The 24,564-nt window shown below is 61.5% G+C and carries 26 protein-coding genes and 2 pseudogenes; 10 read left to right on the top strand and 18 right to left on the bottom strand.

From position 1 onward, the window contains the following. Window positions 1-235: 235 nt before the first annotated feature. Entirely contained in the window at window positions 236-472 is a 237-nt protein-coding gene (locus tag BLR13_RS35675; RefSeq protein ID WP_074830463.1) for a hypothetical protein, read from the bottom strand. Between the two features lie 170 nt (window positions 473-642). Beyond that, window positions 643-912: a hypothetical protein gene (locus tag BLR13_RS35670; protein ID WP_138838555.1), complete on the bottom strand. Its 270-nt coding sequence runs from the start codon at window positions 910-912 to the stop codon at window positions 643-645. Between the two features lie 335 nt (window positions 913-1,247). Between BLR13_RS35670 and BLR13_RS35665 the strand changes: the two genes are divergently transcribed. The 3 genes from BLR13_RS35665 to BLR13_RS35660 all read left to right on the top strand — a co-directional run bounded on the left by BLR13_RS35665 (window position 1,248) and on the right by BLR13_RS35660 (window position 2,018). After that, a complete protein-coding gene (locus BLR13_RS35665; RefSeq protein WP_143039845.1) occupies window positions 1,248-1,430 on the top strand; it encodes a hypothetical protein in 183 nt (60 codons plus the stop codon). Window positions 1,431-1,537: 107 nt separating this feature from the next. Continuing rightward, entirely contained in the window at window positions 1,538-1,753 is a 216-nt protein-coding gene (locus BLR13_RS40800; RefSeq protein WP_143039846.1) for a hypothetical protein, read from the top strand. Between the two features lie 82 nt (window positions 1,754-1,835). Beyond that, entirely contained in the window at window positions 1,836-2,018 is a 183-nt protein-coding gene (locus BLR13_RS35660; protein ID WP_143039830.1) for a hypothetical protein, read from the top strand. A gap of 352 nt (window positions 2,019-2,370) precedes the next feature. Here BLR13_RS35660 and BLR13_RS35655 read toward each other — a convergent pair whose 3' ends face one another. Continuing rightward, window positions 2,371-2,832, bottom strand: a complete 462-nt coding sequence (locus BLR13_RS35655; protein WP_143039847.1) for a hypothetical protein — start codon at window positions 2,830-2,832, stop codon at window positions 2,371-2,373. 524 nt (window positions 2,833-3,356) lie between these two features. On the opposite strand from BLR13_RS35655, the gene BLR13_RS35650 reads away from it, so the two are divergent. The 3 genes from BLR13_RS35650 (at window position 3,357) to BLR13_RS40795 (ending at window position 4,539) form a co-directional block, all read left to right on the top strand. After that, window positions 3,357-3,623 carry a hypothetical protein gene (locus BLR13_RS35650; protein WP_349517147.1) on the top strand — a complete coding sequence of 89 codons (267 nt, stop codon included), beginning with the start codon at window positions 3,357-3,359 and terminating at the stop codon, window positions 3,621-3,623. A gap of 57 nt (window positions 3,624-3,680) precedes the next feature. Then, window positions 3,681-3,935: a DUF1488 family protein gene (locus BLR13_RS42780; RefSeq protein ID WP_074830477.1), complete on the top strand. Its 255-nt coding sequence runs from the start codon at window positions 3,681-3,683 to the stop codon at window positions 3,933-3,935. A 292-nt stretch (window positions 3,936-4,227) separates the two neighbouring features. Beyond that, window positions 4,228-4,539 carry a hypothetical protein gene (locus tag BLR13_RS40795; RefSeq protein ID WP_143039622.1) on the top strand — a complete coding sequence of 104 codons (312 nt, stop codon included), beginning with the start codon at window positions 4,228-4,230 and terminating at the stop codon, window positions 4,537-4,539. Window positions 4,540-4,697: 158 nt separating this feature from the next. Here BLR13_RS40795 and BLR13_RS42775 read toward each other — a convergent pair. From BLR13_RS42775 to BLR13_RS35615, 6 genes and pseudogenes are all read right to left on the bottom strand, one after another. Further along, a pseudogene (locus BLR13_RS42775) lies at window positions 4,698-6,178 on the bottom strand (P-loop ATPase, Sll1717 family). A gap of 155 nt (window positions 6,179-6,333) precedes the next feature. Continuing rightward, window positions 6,334-7,086: a hypothetical protein gene (locus BLR13_RS35635; RefSeq protein WP_143039848.1), complete on the bottom strand. Its 753-nt coding sequence runs from the start codon at window positions 7,084-7,086 to the stop codon at window positions 6,334-6,336. 116 nt (window positions 7,087-7,202) lie between these two features. Beyond that, window positions 7,203-7,961 (bottom strand): hypothetical protein, encoded by a 759-nt coding sequence (locus BLR13_RS35630; RefSeq protein WP_143039849.1) that lies wholly within the window; start codon window positions 7,959-7,961, stop codon window positions 7,203-7,205. Between the two features lie 528 nt (window positions 7,962-8,489). Further along, on the bottom strand, window positions 8,490-8,741 hold the full coding sequence (locus tag BLR13_RS35625) for a hypothetical protein (protein ID WP_074830486.1): 252 nt from the start codon (window positions 8,739-8,741) through the stop codon (window positions 8,490-8,492). 10 nt (window positions 8,742-8,751) lie between these two features. Then, window positions 8,752-8,976, bottom strand: a complete 225-nt coding sequence (locus BLR13_RS35620; protein WP_074830489.1) for a hypothetical protein — start codon at window positions 8,974-8,976, stop codon at window positions 8,752-8,754. A 171-nt stretch (window positions 8,977-9,147) separates the two neighbouring features. Beyond that, window positions 9,148-9,750: pseudogene (locus BLR13_RS35615) on the bottom strand (DUF4131 domain-containing protein); the annotation flags it as partial. Between the two features lie 145 nt (window positions 9,751-9,895). Here BLR13_RS35615 and BLR13_RS35610 point away from each other — a divergent pair. Next, a complete protein-coding gene (locus BLR13_RS35610; protein WP_074830495.1) occupies window positions 9,896-10,177 on the top strand; it encodes a hypothetical protein in 282 nt (93 codons plus the stop codon). 20 nt (window positions 10,178-10,197) lie between these two features. Here the strand turns inward: BLR13_RS35610 and BLR13_RS35605 are convergent, their stop codons facing one another. Both BLR13_RS35605 and BLR13_RS35600 read right to left on the bottom strand, forming a co-directional pair. Next, on the bottom strand, window positions 10,198-10,581 hold the full coding sequence (locus tag BLR13_RS35605) for a YybH family protein (RefSeq protein ID WP_074830498.1): 384 nt from the start codon (window positions 10,579-10,581) through the stop codon (window positions 10,198-10,200). A gap of 23 nt (window positions 10,582-10,604) precedes the next feature. Next, window positions 10,605-12,287: a glutamine--tRNA ligase/YqeY domain fusion protein gene (locus BLR13_RS35600; RefSeq protein WP_074830500.1), complete on the bottom strand. Its 1,683-nt coding sequence runs from the start codon at window positions 12,285-12,287 to the stop codon at window positions 10,605-10,607. 142 nt (window positions 12,288-12,429) lie between these two features. On the opposite strand from BLR13_RS35600, the gene gltX reads away from it, so the two are divergent. Together gltX and gltA are read left to right on the top strand one after the other, a co-directional pair. After that, window positions 12,430-13,854, top strand: coding sequence for a glutamate--tRNA ligase (gene gltX, locus BLR13_RS35595; protein WP_074832767.1), 1,425 nt, complete (start codon window positions 12,430-12,432; stop codon window positions 13,852-13,854). Window positions 13,855-14,026: 172 nt separating this feature from the next. Next, on the top strand, window positions 14,027-15,331 hold the full coding sequence (gene gltA / locus BLR13_RS35590; RefSeq protein ID WP_074832764.1) for a citrate synthase: 1,305 nt from the start codon (window positions 14,027-14,029) through the stop codon (window positions 15,329-15,331). A gap of 161 nt (window positions 15,332-15,492) precedes the next feature. Here the strand turns inward: gltA and lpxB are convergent, their stop codons facing one another. Genes lpxB through lpxA form a run of 3 tightly spaced genes read right to left on the bottom strand, consistent with a single transcriptional unit; the run spans window position 15,493 to window position 18,357 of the window. Then, a complete protein-coding gene (gene lpxB, locus BLR13_RS35585; protein WP_074832762.1) occupies window positions 15,493-16,680 on the bottom strand; it encodes a lipid-A-disaccharide synthase in 1,188 nt (395 codons plus the stop codon). After that, complete coding sequence (locus BLR13_RS35580; RefSeq protein WP_074832759.1) at window positions 16,677-17,534, bottom strand: LpxI family protein; 858 nt, start codon at window positions 17,532-17,534, stop codon at window positions 16,677-16,679. The genes lpxB and BLR13_RS35580 overlap by 4 nt, the downstream gene beginning before the upstream one ends. A gap of 19 nt (window positions 17,535-17,553) precedes the next feature. Then, a complete protein-coding gene (lpxA, locus tag BLR13_RS35575) occupies window positions 17,554-18,357 on the bottom strand; it encodes an acyl-ACP--UDP-N-acetylglucosamine O-acyltransferase (protein WP_074832755.1) in 804 nt (267 codons plus the stop codon). A 375-nt stretch (window positions 18,358-18,732) separates the two neighbouring features. Between lpxA and BLR13_RS35570 the strand changes: the two genes are divergently transcribed. Further along, a complete protein-coding gene (locus BLR13_RS35570) occupies window positions 18,733-19,074 on the top strand; it encodes a KTSC domain-containing protein (RefSeq protein ID WP_074832752.1) in 342 nt (113 codons plus the stop codon). A 19-nt stretch (window positions 19,075-19,093) separates the two neighbouring features. On the opposite strand, the gene fabZ is transcribed toward BLR13_RS35570, so the two are convergent. The 4 genes from fabZ to rseP form a co-directional block, all read right to left on the bottom strand. Then, complete coding sequence (fabZ, locus tag BLR13_RS35565; protein WP_074832750.1) at window positions 19,094-19,555, bottom strand: 3-hydroxyacyl-ACP dehydratase FabZ; 462 nt, start codon at window positions 19,553-19,555, stop codon at window positions 19,094-19,096. Then, window positions 19,552-20,619 (bottom strand): UDP-3-O-(3-hydroxymyristoyl)glucosamine N-acyltransferase, encoded by a 1,068-nt coding sequence (gene lpxD, locus BLR13_RS35560; RefSeq protein WP_074832747.1) that lies wholly within the window; start codon window positions 20,617-20,619, stop codon window positions 19,552-19,554. Before lpxD ends, fabZ begins: the two co-directional genes overlap by 4 nt. A 32-nt stretch (window positions 20,620-20,651) precedes the next feature. Then, window positions 20,652-23,222 (bottom strand): outer membrane protein assembly factor BamA, encoded by a 2,571-nt coding sequence (gene bamA, locus BLR13_RS35555; protein WP_074832843.1) that lies wholly within the window; start codon window positions 23,220-23,222, stop codon window positions 20,652-20,654. A gap of 172 nt (window positions 23,223-23,394) precedes the next feature. Next, on the bottom strand, window positions 23,395-24,549 hold the full coding sequence (gene rseP, locus BLR13_RS35550) for an RIP metalloprotease RseP (RefSeq protein ID WP_074832744.1): 1,155 nt from the start codon (window positions 24,547-24,549) through the stop codon (window positions 23,395-23,397). Window positions 24,550-24,564: the final 15 nt, after the last annotated feature.

Here is a 24,564-nt window from a genome sequence, read left to right as displayed (position 1 = left end):
TGAAAATGCTGGCAGGGGCGGCAGGGCTCGAACCTGCGACAACCGGTTTTGGAGTACGGACGGCGCGATCTCATCGAGTGCCGTCCTGTTATTCTTTGTAGGAAAATCAAAGCCCCGTACGACCCGCTTAGTCCATCGCGTAATGCTCTGTTCTGTCCTGTTACGTCGGCTTTGGGTCCGAACTTGGGTCCGGCTGCCCCGCCGCCCGAAACGCCGGTTTTCCCGCGACGCCAGTTCATCCGAACGGTAGTTTCTCCTGGCCCTCGTGCCACTCGATGACGCTGAAAGGCATCCCGCGCCTGAGCATCTCGGCCTCGATGTCGGCGGCGTGCTTCTTCCAATCCGGCGTATCGCGAACGCGGAACCTTGGATCCTCGCCCTGCTTTTCCTGCGCATCGTCGGACGCCAGCGCGCCGCGCGCGGCCTCGTACATCAGGGTGAGGCTATCGTTCGTGAATGCCTGATAATCCATCTTGGCCTCGTCACGAAAAAGCCGTCGCGGAATTCCCAACGACGGCCCTTACGCAATACCAGTGACCTCCAGAAGGTCGACTTCATACTGAGGCCGATCAGTTAATCTGCAGTTACGTGTGCGGAATCGGCCCCGAAGGCGTCAAGCGATCAACGCCGTTATCGCATGCCTCAGGAGGACGCCCCTGTTCCAGATGCAAACGCAATGAATCGCTGCATGTATTCGGTTGCGTTTTTGGGCGACCACAATCCCTGTTGGATCGATTGCCGCAAGGCGCTGCCGATTTTCCGGTGTTCGGTTTTCTGGAACAGTCCGACATAAGTCTCCAACAATTCGGACGAGACGTCGTCGACGCTGGCCGCCAATGCATCGAAACAATATGCGGATTCGGGCTTTCCGCTCTCATGTCCCGCATAGTGTGCGAAGGCCTCGAATTGCATCCTCAGGACCCTTCTGTCTTCGATTATATCTCGCATCTTAATTTCCTCCGCCAAAGTGTGGTGCGGGCGCCAGCATAGAAATTGGCGACGGCCTCTTTAGGGCGCGGGACAGAAGCCTCGTAGCCCCTCCACAACTCCAGCAAGCCCGCTGGTGAGCCTGGCCGCTGCAGGCTATGTGCCGATCGATCGGCGCCAGCGGATGGCTAGCCAGCGCTGTGAGCGCCGGGCTATCATTCGCGCCCTCTCTCCTCGTTACCGCTGCTGAAGGATTCTGGTTAATGAACCGGCAACGTTGCTGGCGTAAGATGCGGTTCACTCGCTGCCGGACGCTCGAAATGACCGAGTACGTCATCAGGGAAATTGGCCTTCATCAGTGGCTAGTGTTTGCCGATCGGGAAAGCATTGCTTTTTGCGCCGACGAAAATGAGGCGGTGAAAGTAATGACCGAGCATAGCGCGCGCCACCGTCGATCACCCGACTCAATGGATATCGCGCCAGGGCAAAGCCCGCCGGGTTGAAGCGGCGGGCTTGAGGCCGTTACCGCCGGCGCCAGCGCAGGGACGGCCCGCGAGGCGCGACCGCGTAAGCAACTCCAGGCCGTCACAGCGCCCGGGACGGGTGTTGCATGAAATCATCAGCCAGCGTCGAAATTAGTATTTGGCAGGAAAACTCTTTGACTATGCGGCGGGTTGGTCGTTTCGTTCGAGCGGGGGCGCGCGATAGGCGGTGTACCATGCGGGATGAATTCGCTTCCAAAGGTTTCCTCGCTGCGGAACGTTTCTTCGCCTTGGCCGGCGTCGTCATGCTTTGCTCTGGTTTGTTGGCTTTCGCATTTGTCTAATCTGTAATTGCACCGTGCCTCGTCGCCCGTCTGCGTAACGGAGCCGACGTCGGGTTTTTAGTGGCCTCCTATGGGGTCGCCCATGCGATTTTTGATCACAGGAACGGATACTTCGGGCAGCATCACCTTTCGGCGCGAAACAGCCGCCGCGGCCCGGAAAAAGGCTGCAGAGCTGGCTGAAGACGGTTGTCGGGAAATTGAGATTACCGCGCCGGACGGGTGCCGATACCCGTCGCAGAAGTTCGACCAGCTTCCAGCGGACTGATTGAGCTGCTTAATCCCGTTGTCACACTGATGCCGAAAGTATGTAGCCGCTTTGACGGACCTTTAAAGGAGCACGCGCGTTGAGGTCTTGAGACCGGGGGGCGACAACCCGGAGCTCGGTTATGAGCATTATCCCCCTGGACATTCAAAGACGGTGCGAACGGCGATGGGCCACCAGATTTTGTCGGCCGGCTCACCCCGCGGGGTCCCAAAGCCAGCCTCAACAACAACAACAACAGCTTTCCGAGCCCGCCAAAGCCAAAAGAAAAACCCACCGGGTTAAAGCGGCGGGCTCGAGACTTTTATCGGCGGTGTGAGCGCGGGACCGAAGCCCCGCGCTCAACCAGCAGCCCTTAAGTTGACGTTCCGCTCCCGCTAAGCTGACGCTCTGCGGCAGCGGTGAGTGTGGCAATCAACGTAAATGCATTCTCCAGCACAAGATCGCTCTCTCTTTCCCCCAGTTTGTCAGCAAAACGTAGGAGCGCTAGCATTCCCGCCGGCGTTGTCGGCACCACCTCAAACGTTTCGTCGACCGCATCCCAAAGCGCCTGAGCGGTCTCATCCGTATAGATATCCGGGTCGCAGCCGAATTTGGCCTCGACGAATGCGTTGCGTTCGTCCAACGAACTTTCTTCTCCAAGTCCTCTCTTGGCCGCTGACTTGTACAGCTTACTTACGCGTGCATACCGGGCGTCGCTTTGAGCCTTGGCTTGGCGCGCTCTTTCGATCGCGGCAAAAATCGGATCATTGGTCGGCATCGCAGGCGAGGCGGTGGGTACGGCGGCGACGATTGGAAGCGAAACCAGTAAATTCATGAGGAAACTCCTACGCGTTTGATGTGAAACCTGGGCGTTCTGCACAGGCGATCGGTCAACGTCGGAGTCGTGGATTTGGTTTTGCATGGGTGGTGCTCTCGGATTGGCGTTCTACGGCCATTGCCGGATCGGCCGGCAGCCGGGAGGTAGAAACCAGCCGAGAGACTGGCGGCACGCGCTTTTAAGGGTTGCCCCTCTGGACATGGCGCGGCCCTCCCGGCCATAATGGCCAGCTTGGAGCGCACGCCAATGCGCTGCCTACGTTCAGCCGACCTCACCCGACGCCAATCGGGTGGATGCTGACCAAGCATTTGCGGCTATATCTCGGTCCGGGTTTCTACGCCCACGGACATGCTCACCTGATTTGGTTAAAAAAGCAATTCCCCTCAAAGGGGCCCCTTTGCGCGTGGATAGCGGGCTTTGCGGGGGTACCCACGCTATAGTGCTGGATAGTGCTGGAAACCGTCTTTGGGAGAGCGCTTGATCGTCGGAAGTCCCGGCGTAGATCGGCGGTGGAAATGGCCATGGAGTTCACCCGCGTCATTAATCCCGTCGAGGACATGGAAATATGGATCGCGAGCAGCGACAGCTTTTCGTTCGTGATCAGTTGTGAGAGCCGCAGCGGTCCCGGCTTTCACGGACCACCCGGTTATGTGGCATCGTGGCGTCCTATCCATCAGAACAGGGGCGCCATCAGGGTCAGCGGCTCGCCCTTTAAAACGCTCACTGAGGCCGAAGAAGCTTGCTGGGTCATGCTGGGGTACCTGAGGAGCTCGTTGAGCGAGGAGTGATTGCCAAGCCCCTCGGGGCTGCTTTCGCGTGTTTAGTCCCAAAGCCCGCGGCTCACATTGTCGCCTCTAGTCGTCGAGCTCGTTATTTTTCAACTAGAGCATGAGACGGGTGTTGAAGAGTGCGCAGTCGCGCGCGAAGCGTTGCTCGATCTTGGCCGTGCTCACCGCGCAGATACTCCACCAGATGAATTGCTCAACATTTTCGAGACGCATCGAGAAAAAATAGAAGCCGCCGCGCTCGTTAAACTCCGCAAAGCTGACTACGGCCTCGGAGGCATCCTTGTGACTTCCTCAGATCTAAGCCTTGGCTGAAGGCGAAGCCGCGTTAAAAATCCATCCCTTTCGAGGAGCGCAGTGACCACTCAGCAACAGATTTTTTGTTCCTGTTCGGGAACAGCGCATTTTAATTTACCTTTAGTAATATGTGGCCTTAGCTCTGCTCACCGGGGCTGGACAATTTCATAAGCATCAATTTTCGAACCCGGCGAGCCGCGGCGCGCGAATGCCTGCGGCTTTTTTGCTGCGTCCCTGACTGTCCCCGCTAGCCACCGGCTTGGATGCCGGTGCAGTACAGCAATTTCTCTCGCGGGTCGGAGGCTGTGAAATGCGTATTCCAGCAATTGCAGCGCTTCTCGCGTTGGTTTCGGCAGCCAGTCAGGCCGGGGAATATCCGTCGGCGTGCCGCGGCTTCACGAGTTTTCCCCAAGGCGATTTGGTGCAGCCTGCGCGACCGCCATGCCTGGATTATCTCGTTGACCGAGTATCAATCGAGATTTGCCAGCCCCTCATGGATCTCTACCAGATCGAGGTTCGCGCCTACGTCGATTGCCTAAAGAGTGAGAACAGCGCGATCATCGATCGTTTCAACGATGCGGCCAAGAAATTCAACTGTGCCCAAAATGGACGGTTGTGCTGAGCAATCAGGTGAGCCGACTCAAGAACCATGATATTTACAAGCGATGGGTCGCCGCGACTTGATCGATGCGATCGACGACTACGTCGAGAAGCTGACCGGTGACCGCGCCGCTCTGCATGCGAGATCTAGCAGCATTGGCTAAATCGACCAGCTAATGCTCAGTCGTCGGCCAGACCTTGGCTCATCCGAAGAGCGTCGCGATACAGAAAGGGCACCCAAAAGGTGTCTTCCTGGCGTGATGATTTTTCTTGAAAGAAGCCGATATCGATAAGCTGCTGCACGAGGCGCTCAGCATCATTGACCGAAACGCCCCATGTGGATCGGAGCGATTCGAGAGTCTGCTCCGTTTTCTGTCCTTCAAGCTTGGCAACGTAGGGCTTGAGGTCATCATACTCGGCGTAGATCGTTCCAGCCAATCGAGTCTTTGAAACCGTCGCGAGAGCAGCCTTAAACACAGAGCGGTCGAATAAGGTGCCGTCATCGGGCAGCACACCGCCCCTTTCAATTCGTTCTACCTCTTTTTCGCGCAATCCATTCAATAAGTGAATGACCTCCCGAGGTGCCGTCCGCCCCCGCCCATCGGCGCAACGGCTGACAATCCAGTCGAACGTTGCCCTCTTCTTTTCGCCCTGTTCGACTTGCGCCGGAAACAGCTTGTAAAAAAATTGTTTCTGTTGCTCGACACTTTTTAGTATGGCCGCGCGATCCGCACCGTACGCATCGATAAGCGCATCATTGTTGAGCGCTCGCCGAACAATGAGATTAAGAAGACTCGACTCATTCCATTCGAGATCTGCGGTCTTCGTGATGTGGCTTGCCTCGCGGAAGCCACCTTCCATGATGCGGCTCCAAATATCTAACCGTAGAAAATCTTGAACTTGAGATAATCGAAGCCGCTAAAATCGCGATAAGCGCGAAACAGCGCCCTTAGCGCATTCTTCTCTAGCCCTCCGCTTTCAATGAATGCCACGTCGAGTCGATCGAATAAGACCCAAACCCGATATCCGGCCCGGTCCAAGGCATCGTTTGCCAGCTCGGCCAAACGTCCAACCGAGACTGCGCCCCGCTTTTCGGCCTCGGGATTTGGCTCAGCGAGCGTTATTTTTCCCGTTGCAGTCGATTGGAGCGTATTGGGATCAACGGTAACCGTACCTTCGATCGTCTTTGGAAGGACATATCTACGAACCTTTAGGAACGTCCGCTTCAGGCTGAACGAAGGCTCCAGGAGGCCTGCCTCCTCAAGCGCGGCGAAGAGCTCGGTCGCTTTGTCATTGGCGATGTAGAACTCTTTCAGCTTCGCCGCGACTAGCGACACGTAATATAGCTTCCATAAGAAGACGAATTCGTTCTCGCTAGTCGGCGGTTCGGATACCAAATCCGAGAATACCGTGTCACCGCGCGGATTCTCGGCGGTCGTCAGCAGCACCCGCCGATCGAACAGGTCATTCGACTTGCTATCAAGCAGAGAATAGATGGCGCTCTTACCGGAACCTTTGTCACCTCTGACGACATCGATCTTGCCATCGAATATCCGTTCCCATTGATCCGTTTCGACGAAGTATTGCCCCAACGCGCTCGTCTCCTCCTCAGCGACTCGCTCGCCGAAGGTTATGCTCTTTAGTAGTTGCAACCGCTCCATATCGATTCCTCGCCTTTGGTGCGAGTATGACATGACGCTTGCGGACCGTCCGAGTCCTTTTCGGATATCGCTGTGCAACATTCTGGCTGCTTAGTGTTTGTTCGTTTCAGTTCTCATCGTCATTCCGGCATCGCCTCGCCGAACAGGTAGGCTAGTCACTTCACCGGGCGCCCGACGGAGTCATAGACGGCCCCGCTGGCCTTGTTTCGCCACTGCCTGGTCGCCTCGTTGTACTGCATTGCCGCGCCGCTGCTGAAGGCCTCGGCGTCTGGCTTCACCCAGCCCGTTCCGGTCCATTTGTACGGCCCCTGGGGCGTCGGATAGACGTGTCCGGCCTCGCGATCGGCCGGCAGCTTCGGGACGGCGGACGGCGTTGGCGTGGCAGGCGCGGGCGGCTCCGGAACGTTCGCGAGCCCGCCGAAGCTGACTACATAATCCGACATGCGCTGCGCCGCCGTCCGCTTGAACGGAGCCATGGCTTTCGAAATCATGCTGTTCGGGTCTTTCACATCGAGTGCGTTCGGCTCCAGTGTCCCGGCCCGCGACTTCGCCAGATACTGCGGAATGAACGACTGCATAAAACTGGCGTAGCTCTCGGTACCTTTCATGTCCTTTCCGATCGCGCCGGGAATGCTGACGATCAGCGCGTCCTTTGCCGCGGCCGCCGTCGCCTGCCAAACCGGTCCCTTGAGCGGCGAGGTTTCCAGTTCGGTGACGAGCCGCTCCATCGACTGGAACGAATGATCGCTCAGTTTGCCGGCAGCACTGGCCTTCATCAGGTCGATGCGCGTCGTCGGATTAGTTGGGTCGAACAGCCGATCGGTCAGGCCCTGCTTGACCAGCGGGTCATCGACGGCCTTCACTTCTTTGTTTTGCTGGCTTTCACCCCAGTCAAACATGGTCCGCACGGCTGCGGCTGCGCTTGGAGCGCCCGGATTGTTTCGAACGATGTCGAGCGCATCGCTGTAGAATTTTGGGTCGATGATCGGTCTACCGGTTTGTGGATCAATCGAAACATTGTCGCTCAAAGTCTTATTGGCGGCGGCATGCGCCTTCTGATCAGCAATCTCGCGGTTGGTCTTTCGATCTGCTTTTGCGTCAGTTCGTTCTTCTTTGCCTCAGCCTTCGCCGCGCTCTCGAATTGCTTGAGCTCAGCACCGTTGATGTACGGCGCGTATTTCGGATCGGTTGCCCACGGTGGCACCTTGGCCGTTTTTTCGATGTAACCGATTGCGGCAGACTTAACGATCGCTTCGGAGCCAGACTGCAACAGTTCCGACCGCACAGCCGCCGCTTGCGCACCCGTGAGATTGGGGCTGGTGGAGATCATACCCTCCGTAGAGCTTTTCAACGCGGTCGGCGAGAAGTCGAGACTCGTCGGATCAGAGTGCACCGTAGCCGAAAGGGAATTGACGGTCTGCTTCTGATTGACCCTCGCAGCCTCGCCGGCCATTGTCGACATATCGGCCATGGTCTTTTCGGCCATGTGCGTGCGTAGCGCCTCAACATGCGCCTCGGCCCATTTCTGTCCGCCCTCGGTATAGAAGCCCTCGTCCTTGAAGGTCGACAATTGGCCGTCGAGCGACTCCATGAACTTCTTGGCGACCGTCGGATCATTCGGGTCGGCGTGCGCACTGATGTCGTTCCAGTCTTTGGTGGCTTGCTGCAGGATGTTTGTCCACGCCGCCGACCCCTGGCTGATCTGCTTGTTGTCGAGATATTTGACCGCAGCGTCTCCGGCCTCGGCTATCGACGAACCAAGACGGCGGCCGGTGTCGGCCATCGACGCGCCCTTCTCCGCGCCGAGCGCCGACGTCTCGCTGCCGAGTTTTGCGGTCTCGCTGCCAAGTCGCGACGTCTCCTGCGCTAGCGTTTGCTCCGCGCCGGCCTGCTGGCTGAAGAACCCGCCGATCCGACGAGCCGTACCCGCGCGCGCTTCCACGCCCGTTTCGGTTGGGCGAAGGGCGAGGTTGCCGGCGTCGAAACCTTGGATGTTGCCTGCCATCGTCTATTCCTATGTCAACGCTGCTAGCGCGGCGGCGCGGCGCATGGCTTCCGTCACAAAATCGCATTCCGGGATTTCTGAAAATGCACGCTTGAGAGCACGGACGCTTTGCTCGCTGTACGATCTCAATTCGCGCGCGCCAAGTACCCGCCACAGCAAGTGCCTCGTCAAACGATCCTACAAACGTGTTGTCCGATTTTGTGGCACCGTTTTCGGCGTGTGCCACCATCCATCGGCCATCGGCCGTGGGCAAGATTAGGTGTAGGCGCGAGTGTCTGCCGTTGAGGATAGACAGAGCGTCGGCGGTCACGTCCATGAACCCGTGAGCTCGTGCAGAGTCTGCCTCGGGCCGTCCGATCCGTTCAAAGCTGCGGACGCCAGAATTGCACGACAGTGCGCTACATCTGCCGCCTTGATTGCCGCGTCGAAAGCCGGCCAGGCCGCCGGCGTGTTGTTGTACGCGGCCTTGGCTGCTGCGATCGCCGTCTGGCGAGCGCTCTCCGCGGCGAGAACATTGGTTTTATGCGCGGCCTCTTGCGCTGCAGTGGTGCCAGGCATGTCAATTCTCCTATTGCGAAATGACCAAAGTCGGTGGTTCGACGTGACGAAATCCGTCAGGAACTTCGCTGTAGGCGCGCCGCAGCGCACAGGCCTCAGCTGTGACTTCAGCCGTATCGTCGCCCTTATGCTTGCGCAGGCTCTCGATCGACCGGCATTCAGCCGCCGTGAGCGATGTAACGATCGATTTTCGTTCGTCGGTATCCGGATTGAGAAATTTGCAGGTGAAACGCATCAGGATTTTTCCTTCTTGATGTTGCTGTTCAAAACGATATTGGCGAGCGTCATTTTCTGCAGCGCGTCCGGATCTGAGTTCAAATATTTCTTCTGGAATTCCGGGTCGCGCATGGCTCGGTCCTTCCAGACCTTCACGAGATTAAACTCGGTTTGCGACACCTCTTTGCCCCGGCGGCAACAGCCGCGCCTTCAGCGCGACAAAGCTGCCGACCGCAGGCGCCGTGCCCTTCTTCACCGACAGCCGCACCCGTTCCAGTTTGGTTGGCCCGCGCGCGCTTTCCATGGTGACGACCCGCAGCACGAACCGGTCGGTGCGCTCGCGGATATCGCGGGTCTCGACGAACCCGGTCAGCGTCACCGAGAACATCGGCCGCGCCAGCACGCCGTGCGCGATCCGCGCGGTCTTCCAGGTCGCGGTGGCAAAGCCTGCCGCGACCGCCGCGATCATCACGGCCACAGGAAAGAATTTCTGCCGCCGCAACAACAGCGCCACCGCGCCAAGCGCCAGCGCCACGGTGGCGGCCACCGACAGCACCGGCTCGTGGTCGGCGGCAAAATAGAACGCGATGCCGGTGCCGAACGCGACCGGCACCCACGGCAGCAGCCGGCCGGCGCCCGCCTCCGCGCGCACCCATTGGCGCAGGGTTTCGATGAACGGCGGCCAGGCGCCGCGAACGGACGGTGCAAAACCGCCGACCGGCGCCGCCGTGCGCGGCGGCCAGGTTCCGGCATAGCCACGACGTCCACCCGGCGTATTGCCCTGCTCCGCCATCCCGCTACCCGCGATGCCCTGCAGGGCGCAAAGCTACCGGAACGTGTCATGAATAGCAGAACGGATGCAGAAACCTGAGGAAACGGATCCCGACTATCGGTACAGTCGGGCGGAATCGGATTCGGACCGGGATCAAGGGCGAGACATGAAATTTGCGGCCTGCTTCAAACTTGGCTTGTCATTGGCCTTGTCGTTCCCCCTGACAATGACCGCCTCCGTTTCCGCCGATGCTGCGGCCGAGCAATGCCGTTTCGTCCAGGACAAGGCCGAACGGGAGGCGTGCTATCAGCGCCAGGAGGCGGCCCGCGCCGACCGCCAAAAGGCGCAAGCGGCCCGCGAGGCCGAGCAGTCGAAGCCGCTGGAGCCGATGACATCGGACGATGTGACACTTGCCCGCGCCATGCGCGGCATTTGCCGGGGCTGCTAGGCGGCCTTTCGGGCAGTCGCCTAGATCAGCGCACCCCGAGACGACACATGATGGCTGACGATCTTCCAGTCGCCGTCTTCGCGCACGATCACCCAGGTGATCTTGACCGACAGGTTGGTGGCGCCCTCGTCGATCACGAAATTGGCAATGCCGGCGACATTGATCACATCGTCCCCGGCCGGCACCACGACCACGTCGGTGAACTGCACCTGCCGCGAGCGCCATTTCTGCAAGCCGTTGAAATACGCCGCGACGCCGTCCTTGCCACGATAGAGCACAGGCTTCGAGCCGAAGAACAGCGCGTTGTTCGAATACAGCGAAGCCTGTGCTTCGGCGTCGAACCTGCTGAAGTTATCAGCCCATTTCGCCATGATGCCGGAGACGATGTCGTCGGTCGCGCTCATCGGGTGATCCAATCAAACAGGCTTCAGCTCTTGGCGCCGACTTCCTTCGCAAAGGTGTCGCGCAGGCCGATGGTGCGGTTGAAGACCGGTTTGCCCGGCGCGGAATCCTTGTCGCGGACGAAATAGCCCTGCCGCTCGAACTGGATTACCTCGTTCGAATTGTCGGCCGCGACCGCCGGCTCGACCCGGGCGTCGGGCAGGATTTCCAGCGACTGCGGATTGAGGTCGGCAGCGAAATTCGCCGCACTCGGGCTCGGATTGGCGAACAGCTGGTTGTAGACGCGGATTTCCGCCGGCACCGACTGCGCCGCCGACAGCCAGTGCATGGTGGCCTTGACCTTGCGTCCGTCCGGCGCGTTGCCGCCCTTGGTCGCGGGATCGTAGGTACAGCGCAGCTCGACCACTTCGCCGGCGGCGTTCTTGATCGCTTCCCGGCACTTGATGAAATAGGCGTAGCGCAGCCGCACTTCGGTGCCGGGCGACAGCCGGAAGAACTTCTTCGGCGGGTTCTCCATGAAGTCGTCCTGCTCGATATAGAGCTCGCGGCCGAACGAAATCTTTCGAGAGCCCGCCGCCGGATCGTCCGGATGGTTGACGGCTTCCAGCTCCTCGGTCTGCCCTTCCGGATAGTTCTCGATCACGACCTTGAGCGGCCGCAACACCGCCATCCGGCGCTGCGAGGTCTTGTTGAGGTGTTCGCGGATGCAGAATTCCAGCATGCCGACATCGACCACGCTGTTGGCTTTGGCGACGCCGATGCGCTTGACGAATTCGCGCACCGCCGCCGGCGGCACGCCGCGCCGCTTCAGGCCCGCAATCGTCGGCATGCGAGGGTCGTCCCAGCCGGAGACGTGACCGTCGCGCACGAGCTGGGTCAGCACGCGCTTCGACAGCAGCGTATAGGTCAGGTTCAGGCGGGCGAATTCGTACTGCCGCGGTTTTGAAGGCACCGGCAGCTTGTCGAGCAGCCATTCATACAGCGGGCGATGATCCTCGAACTCCAGCGTGCAGATCGAATGGGTGATGCCTTCGATCGCGTCCGACTGGCCGTGGGCGTAGTCATAGCTCGGATAGATCGACCATTTGGTGCCGGTGCGCGGATGGTCGGCATGCAGGATGCGATAGAGCACGGGATCGCGCAGGTTGATATTGCCCGACGCCATGTCGATTTTGGCGCGCAGCACCCGGGCGCCGTTCGGAAACTCGCCGGCCTTCATGCGGCGAAACAGATCGAGGTTCTCCTCAGCCGTCCGCTCGCGAAACGGGCTGTTCTTGCCGGGCTCCGTCAGCGTGCCGCGCTTGACGCGGATTTCTTCCTGCGACTGGTCGTCGACATAGGCGTGGTCGGCCTTGATCAGGCCCTCGGCCCAGTCATACAGCCGCTCGAAATAGTCCGAGGCGTAGAACAGATCGGTTCCCCAGTCGTAGCCGAGCCAGTGCACGTCGGCCTGGATGGAATCGATATATTCCTGCTCTTCCTTGGTCGGATTGGTATCGTCGAAGCGCAGATGGCAGCGTCCGGCAAATTCCTGCGCGATGCCGAAATTGAGCGCGATCGACTTGGCGTGGCCGATGTGCAAATAGCCGTTCGGCTCCGGCGGGAACCGCGTCACGATCACGTTATGTCTTTTGGAGTCGAGGTCGGCCTGGACGATGTCGCGGATGAAATCGCGCCCCGCCTCTGCCGCTACCGGTTCTGTGGTCATTATTAAGTCCTGTTCGGGATCAGGGGCCCTTCTGCCAAATTCGCCCCTGCGAGCCAAGCCCGCTTTGCCCCTGCGGAGACTTTAGTTATGCACCGGTCCTGCTATACACCACCGCTTCTCATGCATATGGCCCGTCCCGATAATGACTGATTCCGTCGTCACCCGCTTCGCCCCCTCGCCTACCGGCTTCCTCCATATCGGCGGCGCCCGTACCGCCTTGTTCAACTGGCTCTATGCCAAGAAGCGCGGCGGCAAGATGCTGCTGCGGATCGAGGACACCGATCGCGAGCGGTCGACTGAACCCGCCATATCAGCCATTCTCGACGGCCTGAAGTGGCTCGAACTCGATTGGGACGGCGACGTCATCTACCAGTTCAGCCGCGCCGCCCGGCACCGTGAAGTGGCAGAGCAACTGCTCGCCAGCGGCAAGGCCTATCATTGCTACGCGACGTCGGAAGAACTGACCGCGATGCGCGAGCAGGCCCGCGCCGAGGGCCGCACCCGCCTCTATAACGGCCTGTGGCGCGACCGTGACCCTTCCGACGCGCCTGCCGGCATGAAGCCCACCATCCGCCTCAAGGCACCGCAGACCGGCGAGACCGTGATCGACGACCAGGTGCAGGGCCGCGTGGTCTGGCAGAACGAGAACCTCGACGATCTCGTGTTGCTGCGCGGCGACGGCAACCCGACCTACATGCTGGCGGTGGTGGTCGACGACCACGACATGGGCGTGACCCACGTGATCCGGGGCGACGATCACCTGATCAACGCCGCCCGCCAGAAGCAGATCTACGACGCGCTGGGATGGGACATCCCGAACATGTCCCATATCCCGCTGATCCACGGCCCCGACGGCGCAAAACTGTCGAAACGCCATGGCGCACTGGGCGTCGAGGCTTACCGCGCCATGGGCTATCTGCCCGCGGCGCTGCGCAATTATCTGGTCCGGCTCGGCTGGAGCCATGGCGACCAGGAGATCTTCTCGACGCAGGAGATGATCGACGCGTTCGACCTGCCGGCGATCGGCCGGTCCGCTGCGCGGTTCGATTTCGCCAAGCTGGAAAACCTCAACGGCCACTATATCCGCCACGCCGACGACCAGGCGCTGGTAAGCCAGTTCGAGAAGGTGCTGGACTACGTCCCCGACGGCGCGGAGTTGAAGGCGAAGCTCAACGACACCACCCGCGCCCAGTTGCTGCGGGCGATGCCGAGCCTGAAGGAGCGCGCCAAGACGCTGCTCGAACTGATCGCCGGCTCGTATTTCATCTTTGCCGACCGTCCGCTCGAGGTCGAGCCGAAGGCTGCCGCCGTGCTGACGCCGGAAACCCGCGCCCTGATCGGCCAACTCCGCACCGCGCTGGAAACGGTCACCGACTGGGGCGCACAGACCACCGAAGCCGCCATGCGGAATTTCGCCGAGCAAAACAATCTCAAACTGGGCGCCGTCGCCCAGCCACTTCGGGTAGCCCTGACCGGGCGCACGACTTCACCGGGTATTTTCGATGTTTTGGCGGTGCTGGGACGGGACCAATGCCTGGCCCGGCTCGGCGACCAGGCGGCCGGATAAGCCCCCTGCCAAGGACGGATGGCGGGCTACCAGGGTCCATCTTGCAGTGCACAGGGCAATAAGCTACCCATTTCACGCCGCCTTCTAGACAATCCGGCTCGCCTTGTATCTGCCCTGAGAATGGCACCCAAGTCGGCCCGGTTTTCGCAACGATTTCATCGGGGACTTCACGATGGACGCAAAATCCAGCAACAAGACTGCAACGCTAACGGTAGGTAACAAGACCTACGATTTTCCGATCCTCAGCGGCACGGTGGGGCCAGATGTCATCGACATCGCCAAGCTCTACAGCCAGGCCGGGATGTTCACCTACGACCCCGGCTTCACCTCGACCGGGAGCTGCCAGTCGAAGATCACCTATATCGACGGTGACGCCGGCATTCTCGAATACCGCGGCTATCCGATCGAGCAGCTCGCCGAGAAGGGCGACTTCCTCGAGACCTGCTACCTGCTGCTCTACGGGGAACTCCCGACCGCCGCCCAGAAGCAGGATTTCGACAGCCGCGTGATCCATCACACCATGGTTCACGAGCAGATGGCCCGCTTCTTCCAGGGCTTCCGCCGCGACGCCCACCCGATGGCGATCATGGTCGCCGCGGTCGGCGCGCTGGCCGCGTTCTATCATGACTCCACCGACATCAACGATCCGAAGCAGCGCATGATCGCCTCGATGCGCATGATCGCGAAGGTGCCGACGCTGGCCGCGATGGCCTTCAAATACACCATCGGCCAGCCCTTCATGTACCCGAAGAACTCGCTCACCTTTGCCGAGAACTTCCTGCACATGTGCTTTGCGGTGCCTTGCGAGGACTACAAGATCAATCCGGTGCTGGCTGACGCGCTCGACAAGATCTTCATCCTGCACGCCGACCACGAACAGAACGCCTCGACCTCGACGGTGCGGATTGCCGGCTCCTCCGGCGCCAATCCGTTCGCCTGCATCGCCGCCGGCATCGCCTGCCTGTGGGGCCCGGCGCATGGCGGCGCCAACGAAGCCGCACTGGCGATGCTGGCCGACATCGGCTCGGTCGACAAGATTCCGGAATTCATCGCCAAGGTGAAGGACAAGAACAGCGAAGTCCGCCTGATGGGCTTCGGACACCGCGTCTACAAGAACTACGATCCGCGCGCCAAGATCATGCAGAAGATGTGTCACGCCGTGCTGGCCGAGACCGGCCATGGCGACGACCCGATGCTGAAGGTGGCGCTGGAACTGGAAAAGATCGCGCTGAGCGATCCCTACTTCATTGACCGCAAGCTCTACCCGAACGTCGACTTCTATTCGGGCATCACGCTGAAGGCGATGGGCTTCCCGACCTCGATGTTCACCGTGCTGTTCGCGGTCGCCCGCACCGTCGGCTGGATCAGCCAGTGGAGCGAGATGATCGAGGATCCGCAGCAGAAGATCGGCCGTCCGCGCCAGCTCTACACCGGCGTCGCGCGCCGCGATTACGTCGATATCGCCAAGCGGAAATAACAACTCCCGCGTTTGCGAGACCATGGAAAGCCGGATGCACTCGCAGCATCCGGCTTTCTGCTTTGTAGGGTGGGCAAAGCGTAGCGTGCCCACCATTGAGGACCACGATCAATAATGGTGGGCACGGCGCAAGAGCGCCTTTGCCCACCCTACGCAACCTCCTAGCGCCGTGCCTCGCGCATGGTCGCGAGCACGATGTCGGCCGCCCGGACGCTGGGCGGTGCGTTGCCGGTCGACATGATCCCGTCGATTTTGCCAAACGCCTCGACCTGTTTCCGCCGCAGCACTGAATCGCCAAGCAAGTCGCGCAGCGCCGCGGCCAGCTTTTCCGGCGTGCAGTCTTCCTGCAGGAATTCGGGCACCACATTCTCGCCGACGACGAGATTAGCCAATATCACCGAATTCACCTTGATCGCCCGCCGCAATATCCAGGCCTCCATCGCGCCGGTCCGATAGGCCGTGACCATCGGCACGCCTGCCAGCGCCAGCTCGAGCGTCACCGTGCCGGACTTCGCCAGCGCCGCATGCGCGATCCGGAACGCCGCCCGCTTCTCCTGCTCGCCGATCACGACGCGGGGCTGCACCGGCCAGGCCTTGATCCCGTCCGCGACCGCCTCCTGCAGATGCGGCATGGTCGGCAGCACGGGTTCGAACGCCACGCCCTGCTCGGCCAGCCGTCCAAGCGTCGCGCCGAAGTCGGCCATGTGGTGGCGAATTTCGCTGCGGCGGCTTCCCGGCAGCACCAGAAGCACCGGCGGCGCCTCGTCGCGCCGCCTCGCCTCGTCGACGTTCGGCCGCAGCGACGCCAGTTGCTCGGTCAGGGGATGCCCGACATAGCTGCAAGGCGGCCCATGAAGCCTGCGATAGGCCTCGGGCTCGAACGGCAGCAGGGCCAGCACATGATCGACATAGGTCCGCATCGCCCGCGCCCGGCCCGGCCGCCACGCCCAGACCGAGGGCGAGACGTAATCGACGATCGGGATCCTGACATCGCGGGCGCGAACACGCCGGGCGACGCGGTGGGTAAAGTCGGGACTATCGATGATGACGAGGACATCCGGCGCGGCCTCGGTCACGGCGGCGGCGGTTTGGCGGATCAGCCGCAGGATCTTCGGCAGCTGCTTCACAACGGCGGCGAGCCCGATGATCGAGAGCTCCTCGATCGGAAACAGCGAATCCAGACCTTCGCGTGCCATCGCGCGGCCGCCGACTCCCTCAAACCGCACCGCGCCACCAAGACGCTGGCGCAGTATCTTCATCAGAGCGGCGCCAAGGCGGTCGCCGGATTCCTCGGTTGCGATCAGAAAAACCTTCCGCCCGGTCTCAGCGGCCGCGCGTCCCGGCGTCACGCTGGCAGGCCCTGGATGAAAACCCCGGCCTTGTCGGCAGCGGCGATCATTTCCTGCGATTCCGCGGCAATGGTGTTGCCGGCGATGACGGCCATGCCGGCGAGCCCGGCTTTGGCCACGCCTTCGACGGTTTTGGGGCCCACCGCCGGAAGGTCGAAGCGCAGATCCTGGCTACTCTTGGGGGCCTTCACCAGCACACCCCGGCCACGGCTGGCACGGATGCGGCCCGCCTCCCGCAGGCGCGCCACGCGTGCCAGCAAACCGTCCGTGCCCTCGATGTCCTCGACCGCCACGACGTGGCCGTCGATCACGACCACGGCCTGACCAATGTCGAAGGGACCGAGCGCGCGGAGCACCTGCCGTCCCCTCTCGATATCGGCGCTGGCCGCCGGATCGGGCGTGGCGCGGGCGATGGTCCCCTCCGGAATCAGAATATCCGGGGCGACGTCCCTTATGCCGACCATCCGAAAGCCGTCCTGTTCGAAGATGCGGCCGATCCCCGACAACAGATGGTCGTCGCCACCCCGAAACGCCGACATGATAGAGCCGATCCGGCTGATCGTGCCGAGGTCCAGCCTGATCTCCGACAGCGCCGGCCGCAAAAGCGAGCCGATGAAGATCAGGTCGCGGCAGCCCTCGCTGCGGAACAGTTTTATGGCGCGGCCGAGTTGTCCGACTGAAATCCAGTGATGCCGAAAGCGTTCCACGGCCACGGGATCGCAGGCGCCGCGCAAGGCAAACAGTACCGGCGCGATGCCGCGCTTCTGCAGCGAGTCCGCGACCGCGAACGGCATGGCGCCGCCGCCCGCAATGACGCCGACCGGCGAGGAAATTTCCGGGGCCGCTGACGTCATGGCTGCGGCGATCCCGTCATCAAGACTTGTTGCCGTCGTCGGCGGGAAGGCACAGCGCGCGATGCTTGCCGTGATCGATGAAGGCGAGAATTTCCGCGATCGCAGGATCGTCTGCGGCCTGCGGCTGCACCGAGGTCAGGCGCTCGGCAAAAATGCCGGGGCCGTGAAACAGCTTTTGATAGAACGACCGCACTTTGACGAGGCGCTCCTTGGTGAACTTGCGGCGCTTCATGCCGATGATGTTGAGACCTTCGAGGCTCGCATACTGGCCGTTGACGAGGCCGAACGGAATGACGTCACCGCGCACGCCGCAGACGCCGCCGACCATCACCTGCGGCCCGATCCGCGTGAACTGATGCACCGCCGACAGCCCGCCGATGAAGACGAAGTCGCCGATCTCGCAGTGACCGCCCAGCGTCGCCGAGGTCGCGAAGATCACGTCATTGCCGACCTGGCAATCGTGCCCGACATGGCTGCAGTTCATGAAGTAGCCGCGCTCGCCGACCCGCGTCACGCCGCCGCCCGCGACCGTGCCGGCGTTCATGGTGACGGATTCGCGGATGGTGCAGCCGGCGCCGATCTCGAGCCGGGTCAGTTCGCCGCGATAGCTCAGGCTTTGCGGCGGGGTGCCGAGCGAGACGAACGGATAGATGATGCAGCCGTCGCCGATCGTGGTCTGCGCGGTGACATGAACATGCGCGATCAGCCTGCAATTCGCGCCGATGACGACGCTGGGCCCGATGATGCAATAGGGACCGACCGAGGTGCCCTCGCCGATCACGGCGCCATCTTCAATCCGCGCGGTGGGATCGATCATGCTCATTAACCAAAAGTCCGCTTCAAGCCAGTAAGGGTCGGGGGAATATGCCGTATTTTCCGCTGGTTAGCGTGACATTCCGGCGCTGTCCAGTGACGTATGGTTACGCCGTGTTGCGAAGCTGGCAAGAGCACGATCGATGTCCCGTCAGGAAGGCGAGAAGAAAAGGCACAGCGCCCGCTCTCACGACGTCCGCAAAAACAATCGTCCACATCGAAGCGATGAAGTGCTTCAGTAAGAGAATGTTAAGCGGACATGGCAGCGTGAAAACACACCCCCTGTTCGTTCCAGCAGAACAAAAACAGATTTGATTGAAGCCCCGGTTCTGATTGAATCGGAATCAGCTGGCACGAAATCCCGTGTCGATATGCGCACAACACCATGATCCGGGCGGCGACGAGCTTCATCCTGCTTCTGCTAACCGCGCCGGCCGGCACGGAGACGGTGGAGGTGCGGGATAGCGGCCCGGTCGATCTCGGGACGTTCGAGTGCCGGGATATCAATCGTAGCACCATGATCCAGCGCGTCTGCTACGACCGCGCGCAATGCGCCATGATCGTCGGCATCAAGGGCGGCTACGATCGATTTTGCGAACTTCCGCCTGAAACATTCGACGGCTTCATGGGCGCGCCGTCGATGGGCCAGTTCTTCAATCAGAACATCAGGGGATCGGCGCCGGACGGACGTTACGGCTGCCGGATCAAGCGGCCTCCCGGTAGCTAGCGTTCGCGCGCGAGCCTGATCAGTCCGTCAGCATCGCACCGACATCGGCCTCGGCGACGACAGTGCCGTCCACCTTGGCATCGCCGTGAAACCACCACATGGTCTTGCGGCGGCCGATCGAGCGCATGTGATACTCGACGGTGTCGCCGGGCATCACGGGCTTGCGAAACTTGCACTTATCGATGGTGAGGAAATAAACCGCGCGCGGCTTCTCGGTGCCCTCGACCGACTTGATGCCGATGACGCCGGCGGTCTGCGCCATGGCCTCGATCATCATCACGCCGGGATAGACCGGCCGTTCCGGAAAATGCCCGAGAAACGGCGGTTCGTTGAAGGTGACGTTCTTGATGCCAATACCGCTGTAATCGGTCCGGATATTCTTCACCCGGTCGATCAGCAGCATCGGATAACGGTGCGGCAGCGTCTTGAGGATCTCGTTGATATCCACGAGCTCAAACCTGACCGGTGCCTCCTCGATCATTCCCGTCCCTCGTCCTTGGTGTCGGCCGTGGCGTCGCGTACCAGCCGCTCCACTGCAATGATCTCCCTAAACCATTGTTTGGTCGGTTTGGCAAAATGGCCGCCCCAGCGGCCGTTGGGCGGGATGTCGTCCTTGACCGCGCTCATCGCGGTCACCTGGGCGCCGTCGCCGATCTTGAGGTGGTTGTTGATGCCCACCTTAGCGCCGAGCGCGACATTGTCGCCGATCGTCAGGCTGCCTGCGAGCCCGATCTGGGCTGCGAGCAGGCAGTGCCTGCCGATGGTGACATTGTGGCCGATCTGGACCTGATTGTCGATCTTGGTGCCCTCGCCGATCACGGTATCGCGCAGGCTGCCGCGGTCGATGCTGGTGCCGGCGCCGACCTCGACGTTGTTCTGGATCAGGACGCGGCCGGTCTGCGGCACCTTCAGATGGCCGTCGGGGCCGAAGAAGATGAAGCCGAAGCCGTCCTGCCCGATGTTGCAGCCGGGATGTATCAGGACGTTGTTGCCGATCAGCGCAAACTGGATCGCAGTACGCGCGCCGACATTGCAGTCCCGGCCGATCCTGACGTCGGCGCCGATCACGGCGCCAGCGCCGATCACCGTGCCGGCGCCGATCTCGACCCGCGGGCCGATCACGGCCAGCGGATCGACGATCACGCCGTCTTCCAGATGGGCTGACGCGTCGATGATGGCTGACGGCGCGATGCCGCCATTGTCGAACCAGGTCTGCGGGCGCAGCGCATCGGCGTGCCATTCGCGCGCGAGGCTGACGAAGGCGCGGAACGGCTGCGCGGCCCGCAGGACCGCGACATGGGCCGGCACCCTGGCTTCGAAACGCGGGCTGACCAGGCAGGCGCCGGCCCTGGTCGCGGCGAGCTGATCGGCATATTTGAGGTTGTCGAAGAATGCCAGATGCATGGGGCCAGCTTCGTCCAGCGAAGCCAGTCCCCTGATTTTCCGGTCGCCGAGCGCAGGGTCAACCAATACCGCCTTCGTCAGCGCGGCGATCTCGGCCAGCGTCGACGAAGGGGGTTGTTTGAAGAATATCGGCTGCGCCATTCCATCCGTCGCAGTCCGGCCGGTAATCGGAGTTAGAACGATGTTCCGCCGCCAAACTTGAATTGCTGCACGCGGTCGAACTGACCCTTGGTAAGCGGAACCGCGTAGTCGAAGCGCAGCGGACCGAACGGCGACGCCCAGATCAGACCGACACCGACCGAGGTGCGGACGACATTGCCGCTGTCGTACTGTAGGCCCAGACAGGTACCGGCGTCGGTCGGCGAGTTCGTCCGCGCCGGCCGGCATCCAGCCACATTGACTTCGCCCGTCTGCGCCCAAGATGTCGGGCCCTTGTAGTCAAACAGCCCGCCGGCGTCGGCATAGACCGAGCCCTTGAGTCCGACTTCCTTCGGCAGGAACCAGAACGGCATCTGCAATTCCATCGACGCGCCCCAGTACTTGGTGCCGCCGAGCGCGTCGCCGGTGCCGAAGGGGTTGATATCGCGCGGGCCGATACCGTTCGGGGCAAAGCCGCGGACGAGATTCGGGCCCATCTGGAAGTGATCGAGCATGCGCAGCTCGCTGCCGCCGAACTGGTTGAGCATGCCGCCCTGGAGGTGGATCAATCCGACGACGTCGGCGACCAGCGGGGTGTAGTACTTCGCATCGATCGCCGACTTGACGTACTTCACGTCGCCGCCGAGGCCGGCGAAGTCCTGCTTCCAGTCGATCAACAGACCGTCGGTCGGGTTCTTGTTGTTGTCGAGCGTGTTGTAGTTCAGCGAATAACCGACCGACGAGGTCAGGGTTTGGCCGCTCTGCAGTTCCTTGCGGACCGGCAGCGAAGCTTCGCCATCGCTGTAGCACCATAGGCCGGTACCCGACGTGTCGGTGGCGGTCTGGCCACCGACGGTCGTGGTGCCTCCGTTGGGAAGCCCGTTCAGATTCGCATAGGCCGGCGACGGGTTGAAGGCGAGCAGTCCGTTGTTGGGGTTGTTGTTACAGTTTGCGAGGTTGCTCGGCAGCTGGATTTGCTGCTGATAAATCGAATAGCGCAGTTGCAAAGAGAGGTCTTCGCGCAGGCTGAAGCCCAGCCGCGGGCTGAAGCCCAGCGTCTTGGTGCCGTAGGCGATGTAGCTGTTGGCCAGTTGCTGGCGCTGGAACAGGTCGAGACCGAGGGCAACGCGGTAATCCAAGAGATAGGGGTCGACGAACGACAGCGAGTAGCCGCGCGCATACTGGCCGTAGGTTACCGACGCCTTCGCAAACAGGCCGCGGCCGAGGAAGTTGCGTTCGGAAATACTGACTTCGGCGAGCGCACCGTCGGTCGTGGAATAGCCACCCGATACCGAGAAGTCGCCAGTCGATTTCTCTTCCAGATCGACGATCAGGATGACGCGATCGGTCGACGAACCGGGCTCGGTCGCGATCTTCACGGACTTGAAGAAATCGAGATTCTTCAGCCGGCGCTCGGCGCGATCGACCAGCGCGCGGTTGTAGGCGTCGCCTTCGGAAAGGTCGAACTCGCGGCGAATCACGTAGTCGCGGGTGCGGGTGTTGCCGCGGATATTGATGCGCTCGATATAGGTACGCGGGCCTTCGTCGATGGAGAACACGATCGAGACGGTGTGCTGCTCGAAATTGCGGTCGCCGCGCGGACGCACTATGGCGAACGCATAGCCGCGCCGCGAGGCTTCGATCTGCATCTCCTCGACCGATTTTTCCAGCGCTTCGGCGTTGTAAAGCGAACCGACAGAGACCCGGCTGAAGCCGCGCATCGAGGCGGTATCGAGCGTGCCGATGCTGGTCTGGAAATCGACGGACGCGACGCGGTACTGCTGGCCTTCGTCGATCTTGAAGGTAACGAGGAAGCCCTTCCGCTCCGGATCATATTCGGTCAGCGCGGCCACCACCTGCACGTCGGCAAAGCCATGCTTGAGATAGAAGCGGCGAATCAGGTCGCGGTCGGCCTCGACCCGGTCGGGATCATAGACGTCGGCGCCGCCGAGGAAGCTCAGCAGGTTGGATTCGCGCGTCTTGATGACGTCCTTGAGGCGATAGGCCGAATAGGCAACGTTGCCGATGAACTCGATCGATTTGACACCAGTCTTGCCGCCTTCGGCAATCGTGAAGACGAGATCGACGCGGTTGTTGGGCTGCTCGATGATTTCAGGGGTGACGCGCACGTCATAGCGGCCCGAACGCCGGTAGATTTCGGCGATACGCTGGGCATCCGACTGAACCATCGGCCGCGAAAACGTGCCGCGCGGCTTGGACTGGATTTCCGCCGAGAGCTGCTCGTCCTTGACCTTCTTGTTGCCTTCGAAAGCGATGCGCCCGATCACGGCGTTTTCGACCACGACCACGACGATCCGGCCGCCGGCCTGGTTGATCCTGACGTCCTGGAACAGGCCGGTCTCGATCAGTGCCTTCAGGCCATCGTCGATCTCGGCCTGGGTCAGCCGGCCACCGGGGCCCGGCTTGAAATAGGAGCGAATGGTCTCGACCTCGACGCGCCGGTTCCCCTCCACGGTGATCGACGCCACGTTCTGGGCCGCAGCCGGCGCAGCCAGCACTACAGCCGCCAGCGTGGCGGCCGCCGGCGCGGCAAACATGATCAGAGCGGCCAACAAGCCCCCCCGCACTCGCATTCCAAACATCATGCGCAAAGCGCCCTTATCATCCAAGGCCGGCCCGCACCCCTACGAACCGGCAGATTCCCATTTGCTGCATTGCTTGTAGCCAATTTCGCCGGAGCGGCAAACGGGGCATCGCCGTGCGATTCCATTTTCATTCCAAGACGTTGCCGATGGGCAACGTCACAAAAAAGCCGCTTCACGATGCCGCCAGGTGCAGGATGTCGTTATAGGTCGCAAACACCATCAACATCAGCACCAACCCCAGTCCGATTCGGAAGCCCATTTCCTGGGCCCGCTCCGACAGCGGACGCCCCCGGATGGCTTCCACCGCATAGAACAGAAGGTGACCGCCATCCAGCAGGGGCACCGGAAACAGGTTTAGCAGGCCGATCGAGATCGACAGCACCGCCGCGAGCTGAATCAGGGCGGCAAGGCCGATGGTGGCGACCTGCCCCGAGATCTGGGCGATCCGCAACGGACCGCCGACCTGGTCGGCGGCTTCGCGGCCGGTGAAGACGCCGCCGATATAGGCCAGCGTACGGTCGACCACGAACCAGGTCTCCCTGACGCCGAGCCAGAGCGCGGTCGCGGGATCAACCCGCTCGGTCACGACGTCGCCCGGATTGGTCGCACGGGTAATGCCCAAGACCCCGAGCCGATGTGCGTTTCCAAACGAGTCCTTCACTTCCCGCTGCTCGGGCGTGCCGCGCAATTGAAGCGTGGTATCGCCGCGCTTGATGGTGAAGTTCAGGGTATCGCCGCCATGAACGCTGACGATCCGCTGCATGTCGGAAAAGCTGCCGATGATCTTGCCATCGATCACCGTAACGATGTCGCCGACCTGGAAGCCCGCTGCGGCTGCCGCGCTACCGGCTTCGACCTTGTCGACGCGCGCGGTGGTGCTGGGTTTGCCGAAGAAGGTGAACAGGCAGGTGAAGATCACGATCGCCAGGATGAAATTCGCGATCGGACCGGCGGCGACGATGGCAGCGCGCGAACCGACCTTCTTGTGATGGAATGAGCCCGCCCGCTCCTCGTCGGACATGCTGGCGAGCGTCTCGGCCGAGGCAGGCGTCGAGGCTTCCGACTCGTCACCGAAGAACTTGACGTAGCCGCCGAGCGGGATCGCCGAAATCTTCCAGCGGGTGCCGTGGCGGTCGTTGAACCCGGCGAGCTCCGGCCCGAAACCGAGCGAAAACGTCAACACCCTCACGCCGGCCCAGCGAGCGACCAGGAAGTGGCCAAGCTCATGGAAGAAAACGACGATGGTCAGGACGAACAGGAAGGGAACGATATACCCGATGAGCCCATGGCCCAACGTATTGAAACTATGTAGAAAAAACTCAGACATTCGATTCCCCTCGAC

The sequence above is a fragment of the Bradyrhizobium ottawaense genome (assembly GCF_900099825.1).
Taxonomy (GTDB): domain Bacteria; phylum Pseudomonadota; class Alphaproteobacteria; order Rhizobiales; family Xanthobacteraceae; genus Bradyrhizobium; species Bradyrhizobium ottawaense_A.
Note: the sequence above shows the minus strand (reverse complement) of the source record. Positions and strands in the feature narration are given on the sequence as shown.